Raw genomic sequence first — 7178 nt, forward strand, 5'->3', positions numbered from 1 at the left:
TCCTCCGCTGCGCCAAGATCAAGACCCTGGGCAGCATGGGCGCCTCTCTCCAGCACACCTTCCGGGAACGCGACACGCCCAATGCCGATACCCGCCGCACCCCAGACAACACCGTTCTGGTCGGCGGCGACACCAGCCAGGCCGTCCTTGATGCCTGGAAAGAGCGTGCTCCCGAGAAGATCCGCAGCAATGCCGTTCATGGGTTGGAATACTTCGTCGGCGGCTCTCCCGAAGCCCTGAAGGCCATGAGCCGGCAGGAGCAGGATGCCTACTTTGCCGATGCCCTGGACTGGCTCAAGGCCCGCCACGGGGCCGAGAACGTCCTTTCCGCGGTGATCCACCGGGACGAGACCACGCCCCACATGACGGTGATGACCATTCCCCTCGACGAGCGTGGCAAGCTGAACGCCCGCGCCATCGTCGGCAGCCGGGAAAGGCTCTCGGCCATGCAGACCGACTTCGCGGAGCGGGTCGGCAAGGTGCATGGGCTGGAACGCGGCCTGCAAGGCTCTCCGGCGCGCCACGAGCGCGTCCAGAGGGCCTACGCCCATCTTAGCGACCCGGATGCCGCTGTGAGCCTCCCAGAGCGCCGCAAGGGGGCCATTCTGGGCATAGGCGGTGAGACGGAGGCAGAATGGCGTCAACGGGCCTCAGAGGCCGCCTCAGACGCTCTCAGGGGCGTTCAGTCGGTCCGGCACCGGGAGAACCGCGATCATGCGGCCGAGGTCTTCGTCCTCAAGCAGCAGATCACCGGCACACCGAAGATGCAGAGGGACTTGACCCACCTTCAGCACGAGAACCGCAAGCTGCAGCGCGAGCTGAAAGCAACGGAGACCCGGGCCGAGTTGATCGCCCAGGAGAACCGCCGCCTGGGTGCGATCCAGGACGGCATGGTGGCAGGCGGCCGCGCCTTTGCCCGGGAAAACGGCCTGGATGAGAAAGCCTTCATGACCCGCTTGCAGACGGCGGCCAAGGAAGCTCTGGAGGCGCTCGATGCCCCGGTGGCACAGCCCACTGTCAAGGCAAAGGCGCCCACAAGGACCAGAATACAGTTCAAGCCTGCGATCGAGCATGCGCCGAAGGCGAAATCGGTCGTCCAGGAGCAGGTCAGGGACGGACCCGTGGGGGAGCACCGGATCAAGCCCAAGGACGATGCCTGGGACGACGGCCACTAGCTCGTCCAGTCAGCCTGCCAGACCGCCACTAGGGGACGGACTGTAGCAGGAAATGCAATTTGGCATCGTTACACTGCCAAATGCGGAAATTGGCCCTGTCCTGGCTGGCCGAACGGGCTCTTTGGCGAGCGTTACAGGTTGTGGCGGGGAAACAGGGAGTTTTGGACCGGCTTCCTTCAAGCGCAAAGCCGCCGCAGATTGCTGCAGCCGGTTCGCCCTAACCATTTGCCCGAAGGGCGGGCCGCAGGCCCGGTCCACCTGGGGAACGCCCCTAAGCTGCCGGTGCCGCCCTGTAGTGGAACGGCAGCGTTTCGTGAGCCTGGGCTCCTCCAAGCTTTTCATAAAGGGCGCGATAAACCTCGTTGTGCTGATAGGCGCTCAAGGCGTCCATAATCAGTTCCCATTCATCGGCCGTCAGTCGTTTTTTAGGCTCATAGAACGGGGAAGAAGGTGGGTGCTGACAAGAATGCATCTTTTGCCTTTTGATAAGCAAACAGGGACATTTTCAATAAACTGCGTGAAAGGAGTGTATTCCGGAAGCCGGGGTCCGTTGTGTCACCTGCTTGACACTTCCCTTTCCTGCCACTCTGACAGGTCGGACGGACTGTAGCAGGAAATGTCATTTGGCAGCGTTACACTTTCCGGTCGCCTGGAACCGTTGCTAAACTGCCCGGTTCAGGTGCGGTGAGGACTCGTCGAACATCTTCATGGGAGGCCCTTGCACCCAGCCTGGTTGTAAGGGCCTTTCGCGTCCTGGAACCTTTGCCCCGCGTCTGGTTCGTTGCGCCATGACAAAGTCACCATCCCGCCGTTCGAAACGTCCGAAGACCCCGCCCGCCCTGCCGCCTCGTTTGCAGGAGCTGGCCCGGCAGCTTGCGGAAGCCCTAGACCTCACAACCCCCTCCCTCGATCCGGTGTCATAAAACCTCATATCCGCCAGAGCGCAGCCGGAGGTTGAACCGGGCCTTGGCGGCCAGGCACTGAAAAGCCCCGCCGAAGGGGCGGGGCTCGCTGAAAACCAGAACTCAAAACACAAAAACACGACCGCTCTCTCTAGCAATCATGGTTAAAACGCTCTAAGCGCAGAAAAGTTCCAGAAATTACATAAATTTCAGCGGCTTACAACCAATGGTAGATTTCCGTCCTGTGCACTTGGGATGCGATCGAGCCGGCTCATCAGCCAAGCGGTTTTTGTGATGTGTGTTCCGAGGGCCGGCGCTCGGCTGGAAAGCCCCCTTCGCCTGGTCTCAAGGGTGTTTGTCATCATGCCCAAAGCGCCTTATGTCCCGCGGACAGGCTTGGCTTCGGCGCGCCCCACAAGGCCGGCTGAACGACTGCCGAAACCCACAAGCCCCGCTGCCACAGGGTAGCAAGGCAGGGATAAGGATCGCTCCATGAACACCAGGGCAGAAATTACTCTCGGATGTTACGCGCAAACGTCCTGCATCACTTGCCCGGACCGGCATCGCTCCCTTTGTGCCTCTTGCGAGCCTGACGAGCTTCGTCAGGTCGAGGCGATCCGCTTCTTTCGAGTATACGAGCCGGGGCAGACAATTGCCTGGGAAACGGATCTTCTGGATTTTGTGGCCACCATTGTCAGCGGAGTAGTGTCGCTGACGAAGATCATGGCGGACGGCAGGACCCAGATGGTCGCCATGCTGCGTCCGGGAAACCTCCTGGGCCACCCATATTCTCCACAGGTCTCTTATAACGCAATCGCGTCAACCTCGGTGGTGCTCTGTGGCTTCCACCGTGAACCGTTCACGAAATTGCTGGACCAGATACCGGCCCTTGGCCGCAGGCTGCTGGAGCAGTTGTCCAGAGAGCTTGATGCATCCCGAGAATGGATTTTGCTTCTGGGCAGCAAGAACGCCCGCGAGAAGGTCGCCTCCTTCTTGGCCCTCAGTGTCCGCCCCAGGATCGAGAGGGATCCGTCTCTGGTGAAAAAGCCGATGTCCCTGGTCATGCCGTTCACAAGGGCGGAGATCGGCAGCTATCTGTCCCTCTCTCTGGAAACCGTCAGCCGGCAATTCTCGGCGCTCAAGGACGACAACATCATCCTGCCCCGAGGAAAGCGCAGTGTGGTCATCATGAATTATCCAGCCTTGCTGGCCGAGACTGGTGATGATGCAGATGGCGGCTGGCTGGCGTAATCCGGGGCGGTTGCTTTGGCTTCCTGGCACAGGCGTGCTTCGCCTTCCGTCCATTCGGTCCTTCCCCCTCCCCCGAACCCCCACCCGCCGCGCGCGCATCTGCACGCGGAGTCGTCCGCTCAGCCCACAAGGGGCTTCGCGTTCGACGGCATTCAAAAACCCCACAGCCCGTCCCACGGGCGGGGGGTCGCCAGCTTCCTGGCGGGCGCGCCCCCCCGGCGCGCAAGCGCGCCCGGACCGTGGATTTTTTGCCTGCCTTAAGATCATAAGAAGGCAAAAAAAATAAGATATTGTTTTTCTTGATTTTTTAAGGGGGGGGTAGGTCATAGCTATGACCTACCCCTAGGTCACAGCTATGACCTAGGTCTGAGCAGATTTTGAGCATACATGCTCTGATTTTGTCGGTATAAATCGATCACGCTTGTTCGATTCTCGATTTCGCATGAGCAAATTTCGATCAAAAATGGACTAGGGGTGGGTCATGGATGAACTAGGGTCGGATCAGGAAGCGGAACGGCCAAACCTTCCAATGAAGCCGCGCCGGGGGCACTTCGTTCAGACTGACCGAGCCGCCCATGAGGCATGGGCACGGCTTGGCACAAAGCACCCTGCGGCTTCTGCCCTGCTGCATGTCCTCGCTGCCAATGTCGGGGATCACAACGCGGTTGTTGCCAGCCACAAGATCCTGGCCCGCCTTATGGGAGCTTCGTCCTCGACCGTGAAGCGCGCCCTTAAAACGCTTTCTGATGGCAACTGGATCGAGGTTCACCAGATCGGGGCCAGTGGCACCGTGAATGCCTATGTCCTCAACAGCCGTGTAGCATGGGCAGAAGGCCGCGACCGCCTGCGCTATGCCCGCCTGAAAGCCGATGTGCTGCTGGCCGAGGATGAACAAGAAGTCGGGGCACTCGATGAGCCGAAAACGGCGCTCTACAACCTCCCCCGGATTGGCGAACTTCAGATCCCTTCGGGCGTCGGCCTGCCCCCCATCTCGCAACCATCCTTTCCCGGAATGGAGCCTGACCTGCCAGCGACGGCTGAAAGGGATGAACCTTGATGCTCTGTCCCTGCAACGCGTTGCACAACAGGTGCGAAGACGGTTCATGCAACACCATGCAACACCCTGAAATACCATGAAATACACGGCAGGTCAGGCCGCAAAGGCAGCGGGCATTTCCAAGGCCACGATCACGAGGGCCTTGAAGAGCGGCAAGATTTCAGGATTGAAGGATGACAGCGGCACCTGGACCATAGACCCGGCAGAGTTGCACCGCGTGTTTCCACCCGTTGCAGGTGCACCACCTGAAACGCAGACCATGAAACGACCTGCAACACCCGAAGAAACGGGTGAAACAGCGGCTTTGAAGCGCGAAAATCAGATGCTCCGCGAGGCTCTGGCCGATGCGAAGCAGGAGCGCGACAGGTGGCACCAGATTGCGGAACGTCTCTCCATCGCGCGCCCAGCCCCTGCACCAGACCATCCCAAGCCCGCTGCGGGGTTCTGGTCCCGGTTGTTCGGAAAAGGGCGGGGTGACTGAAACCCGCCTGCCTTACCGAGCGGTGCGCTGCTGGTTGAGATGGAACAGGCGGGCCAGGATCTCGTCGTCGGTCAGCGCGCCCGCCCGCCAGTCGTCCCCCCAGCCGTAGGCCCCGGCCACGGCCTCATCCAGCGCCTTGTGGGCATGATCCAGCCAGGCGGGGCGGGCGTTGTAGAGGTTGGTCAGGGTGCGTTTCCTCAGCTCACGCTCGGCCTTGTCGTCCACAGTCAGGATGCGGTCGGGATAGCCGGGGACCACCTCGGGGACGCGGCACACCAGGTCGGGCGGGTTGAGCCAATTCTCCCGCAACTCGTTCAGCCGGGCGGCAGCGGCGGCGATAGCCTGCGCGTGCGGGTCTGCGGCGTAACCGGCGGCGGGAATGTCGGGGGTCAGGCCGTCCGGGAAGGGGAAGGTTTCGAAAGTGGTCGAGGGGGTATAGCGGGGCCGGTCCTCAAGCGACGTGCCCATCCGCAGCGACCAGAGTTCGTGAAAGCGCGAGTGCAGGATGCCGAAACTCGTGTCGTCGTCACGAGCGATGATGACAACGGCGGAGTCAGGAACAGTCGCGTTTGCAGCCCAGACAAACAGCCGATGCTTTGCCACGCGCGGCGTGGAAATTGCCCGCTGAAGATTGGCAACTGCCCTCTTTACTCCCGGAACCGTCTCACCATGCTGCCACCAGAATTGCTTGCGTCTCTCGCGGCGGTTCATGTCCCGCACCGGCTTCACATGCTGCCGGACATACTCGAACGGCGCTTCAAACAGGCTGGCGTCGGCCTCAGACATGGTACCGAAATCGATGATCCATCGCCCCGAAGGGCGGCGAGTGATGTCCATGCCGTTCAGCAGCGGCCGCACCACCTCGGCATTCCTGCGGCCATTCGGTTCCGCCACGCGCTGCCGACAAATCCGCAAAGACCTCGGCCACCTCGGCCCCGTCCAGGCGCGCAGGCACGCCCTTCTGCCCGTCAAAGCACACCATCGACACGCGCACCGCTGCACCGTCCACGGTCCAGGGTTCGTCCGACCATGCCTCGAATATGCGGCCGCGCTCGGTGATCGGTTTCAGCACCTCGCGGTTCGCGCCGCCGCGGATGGAGTTGGTCGTGACCAGCCTTCACCACCGCTGGTCTTGGTCGCCCCCTTCTCGAAGGTGAACCACTCGCCCTTGGGGTCCGCCGTCACCGGATCGTCAATATGTTTTCTATGACTGGATTGGCTTCTGCCCGAAGCTTTCAGGCTGACCGGCAATCACGCGATCATCCAAATACTCTGGGCAAATCGCGCGCACCATGCAGCACCCTAATGATCTGAACTTCCTCGTCCCTGTTGAGGAAGAAGATCAGGTAGCGTCCATGCCGGGCTGAGCGCAGCCCTTCGCGCACATCATCACGCGAAGGGAAGCTTTCAGGACGTTCAGCGGCCTGCCGCATCTTGGCTTCGATCTCAGCCAGAAAGGACAAGGCGCGGCCAGGATTGTCCTGGGCGATGAAATCACCGATCTCGATCAGGTCAGCCCGCGCGGCGGGCAAAATCACCAAACGCGGCACAGATCAGGATTTCGCTGCATAGCGGGCACGGAGTTCCGCAAACACCTGGTCTGCCGGAATGCCGGGACCGCTGTCCAGCCCGGCCTTGATCGCCGCTCGTAAAGCTTCCAGTTCGCGCCGCTCTGTATCCCGACTGCGGGTCCAGTCACGCAACGCTTCGCGAACGACCTCGCTCGTTGAGGCATACTCTCCACCCGCAACCGTCTGGCGCAAGGTCTCGGCCAGTTCGGCAGGCATTGTGATCGTCATCCGTTCGACAGCACCCATGTCACAACCTCCTTAGCGGCAGCACACTTTATCATACTTATGATGACAACAGCCGCAATGCCACCAAACACAATTCAGCTGAAATCAAGGACCGATCCCCGGCCCGCAGCGCTCTCATCAGGCTGGCAAGGGCTGGGGATCGAGCCGCTGCAGGCGGCTTCTCTTCCCTCTTCTTAGGCGCAATGTAGCCCCTCTGCAGGAAGGTTTATGTGTCCCTTCCCCGTGTTGCGGGGCGAGCGGATAATTTGGCCTTGTGCCAAATTGTCTAGTGAGTACACATAAACCTTCCTGCAGAGGGGCGGTTCATGGGCGCGCGAGACGATCAGGAACAGTTGCGCATTGATCGCCGCATCGGGGGCAGGATGCCCCATCTCGGCACGGCCCGCAGCTTCGCGATCCTCCGCTGCGCCAAGATCAAGACCCTGGGCAGCATGGGCGCCTCTCTCCAGCACACCTTCCGGGAACGCGACACGCCCAATGCCGATACCCGCCGCA

General features: G+C 61.2%; 9 protein-coding genes. 5 read left to right on the forward strand and 4 right to left on the reverse strand.

Features of this window, described 5'->3' with window-relative positions:
• The 4 genes from mobV to PARHAE_RS00070 all read left to right on the forward strand — a co-directional run.
• A partial coding sequence (mobV, locus tag PARHAE_RS00055) for a MobV family relaxase (RefSeq protein ID WP_126152571.1) occupies positions 1 to 1175 on the forward strand: 1175 nt, incomplete at its 5' end.
• Positions 1176 to 2569: 1394 nt separating this feature from the next.
• Positions 2570 to 3328: a Crp/Fnr family transcriptional regulator gene (locus PARHAE_RS00060; protein WP_126152572.1), complete on the forward strand. Its 759-nt coding sequence runs from the start codon at positions 2570 to 2572 to the stop codon at positions 3326 to 3328.
• Positions 3329 to 3809: 481 nt separating this feature from the next.
• Positions 3810 to 4385 carry a helix-turn-helix domain-containing protein gene (locus tag PARHAE_RS00065; RefSeq protein ID WP_206436824.1) on the forward strand — a complete coding sequence of 192 codons (576 nt, stop codon included), beginning with the start codon at positions 3810 to 3812 and terminating at the stop codon, positions 4383 to 4385.
• A gap of 76 nt (positions 4386 to 4461) precedes the next feature.
• Positions 4462 to 4866: a MerR family transcriptional regulator gene (locus tag PARHAE_RS00070; protein ID WP_126152573.1), complete on the forward strand. Its 405-nt coding sequence runs from the start codon at positions 4462 to 4464 to the stop codon at positions 4864 to 4866.
• Positions 4867 to 4878: 12 nt separating this feature from the next.
• Here the strand turns inward: PARHAE_RS00070 and PARHAE_RS00075 are convergent, their stop codons facing one another.
• From PARHAE_RS00075 to PARHAE_RS00085, 4 genes are all read right to left on the reverse strand, one after another.
• On the reverse strand, positions 4879 to 5652 hold the full coding sequence (locus PARHAE_RS00075; RefSeq protein ID WP_164555083.1) for a class I SAM-dependent DNA methyltransferase: 774 nt from the start codon (positions 5650 to 5652) through the stop codon (positions 4879 to 4881).
• Positions 5645 to 5938 (reverse strand): hypothetical protein, encoded by a 294-nt coding sequence (locus PARHAE_RS20920; RefSeq protein WP_164555084.1) that lies wholly within the window; start codon positions 5936 to 5938, stop codon positions 5645 to 5647. The genes PARHAE_RS00075 and PARHAE_RS20920 overlap by 8 nt, the downstream gene beginning before the upstream one ends.
• Before the next feature lie 187 nt (positions 5939 to 6125).
• A complete protein-coding gene (locus PARHAE_RS00080; protein ID WP_126152575.1) occupies positions 6126 to 6416 on the reverse strand; it encodes a type II toxin-antitoxin system RelE/ParE family toxin in 291 nt (96 codons plus the stop codon).
• Positions 6417 to 6419: 3 nt separating this feature from the next.
• Positions 6420 to 6683: a type II toxin-antitoxin system ParD family antitoxin gene (locus PARHAE_RS00085; protein WP_126152576.1), complete on the reverse strand. Its 264-nt coding sequence runs from the start codon at positions 6681 to 6683 to the stop codon at positions 6420 to 6422.
• Positions 6684 to 6988: 305 nt separating this feature from the next.
• Between PARHAE_RS00085 and PARHAE_RS00090 the strand changes: the two genes are divergently transcribed.
• The coding region (locus PARHAE_RS00090) for a plasmid recombination protein (RefSeq protein WP_241232607.1) at positions 6989 to 7178 on the forward strand (190 nt) is incomplete at its 3' end.

This window comes from Paracoccus haematequi (assembly GCF_900631945.1).
Taxonomy (GTDB): Bacteria; Pseudomonadota; Alphaproteobacteria; order Rhodobacterales; family Rhodobacteraceae; genus Paracoccus; species Paracoccus haematequi_A.

Coding starts and splice junctions, on each gene's coding strand:
- PARHAE_RS00065 (WP_206436824.1), top strand. CDS start 3,810: ATGGATGAACTAGGGTCGGATCAGGAAGCGGAACGGCCAAACCTTCCA.
- PARHAE_RS00070 (WP_126152573.1), top strand. CDS start 4,462: ATGAAATACACGGCAGGTCAGGCCGCAAAGGCAGCGGGCATTTCCAAG.
- PARHAE_RS00060 (WP_126152572.1), top strand. CDS start 2,570: ATGAACACCAGGGCAGAAATTACTCTCGGATGTTACGCGCAAACGTCC.
- PARHAE_RS00075 (WP_164555083.1), bottom strand. CDS start 5,652: ATGTCTGAGGCCGACGCCAGCCTGTTTGAAGCGCCGTTCGAGTATGTC.
- PARHAE_RS00085 (WP_126152576.1), bottom strand. CDS start 6,683: ATGGGTGCTGTCGAACGGATGACGATCACAATGCCTGCCGAACTGGCC.